The sequence below is a fragment of the Roseateles sp. genome, from assembly GCF_049240545.1.
In the GTDB taxonomy this organism is placed as follows: Bacteria; Pseudomonadota; Gammaproteobacteria; order Burkholderiales; family Burkholderiaceae_C; genus Paucibacter_A.
Map to the genome: position 1 here is coordinate 1 of NZ_JBMLSK010000352.1, position 1,050 is coordinate 1,050.

General features: G+C 67.8%; 1 protein-coding gene. It reads right to left on the minus strand.

The genetic code is table 11. From position 1 onward, the window contains the following. On the minus strand, positions 1-1,050 hold a 1,050-nt coding region (locus ACOVRJ_RS21520), incomplete at both ends, for an IS1380 family transposase (RefSeq protein WP_422045865.1).

The following is a 1,050-nucleotide window of genomic DNA, read 5'->3' on the forward strand; positions in this document are numbered from 1 at the left end:
CGCAGCGGCCACTTCGAACACTTCGCGTAGGGGATGCTGGCTGGCCAACATCAGACGCACGCGCCGCGTGTTGCGCAGCACCGCGGCGCCGATCTTCAGCAGCCGCGTGCGGATCGTGGCTGTGCAGGCCTGCTGCAGTTCTGTACCCACCAAGGCCAGCCGCCGCAGGTTGATCATCAGCGCATAGGCCAGTGCCGCCAGCAGCAGGCGCATCTGGTTGGCCGCGTAGCGGTGGCAGCTGGCACGGCGACCGAACAGATCCAGCTGCGCCTCCTTGATGCGGTTCTCGGCCTCTCCACGAGCGCAGTACAGCCGCTCGTACAGTTCGCTGGCATCGCCGTTCAGGCTGGTGACGATGAAGCGGGCATCAGCCCCTTGCGCTCCGTGCTCCAGCCGCGCGATGACGCGTCGCTCACGGTTCCAGCTGCGTGCCGCATAGCTGAACTCACCGATCAGGCGCTCCTTGGCGCCGCTGGCAGCATGACGATCGGCCACGGCCAGGGCAGCCAGTGCGCAGTTCCACTCCAGCACCGGGTTCTTCTGCACACCCAGCACGTAGTCGATACCCCAGGCGTCCAGGCGGCGCAGCACCTTCGGGCGACTGAAGCCGCTGTCGCCGCGCACGATGAGCCGCACGCCCGGCCAGGACTGTCGCAGGCGCCGCGCCAGCAGCTTGAGCACCGCACTGACGATGCTGGCCGGATCGCGCCAGCTTGGGCGCAGCACGCACGCCAGCATGTCCTGCCCGCAGAACACGTACAGAGGCAGGTAGCAGTAGTTGTCGTAATGGGCGTTGAAGTGCGCTCGCTCCTGCTGCCCGTGCAGCGGAACGTGCGTGGCGTCCACGTCCAGCACCAGCTCCGTCGGCGTCGTCCTGCGGCTGGCCACGAACTGCTCCAGCAGCACGCCATGCAATGCCCAGGCATGGCGCGCGCCTGCCGCGTTCTCCAGCCGGCTCAGCGTGGGCGCGCTGCCCAAGCGGTGATCGCGACCCACCGCCGTCTGCCAGACCAGGTCATGCCGCAACGTGTTGTGGTCCGTCACATCCTG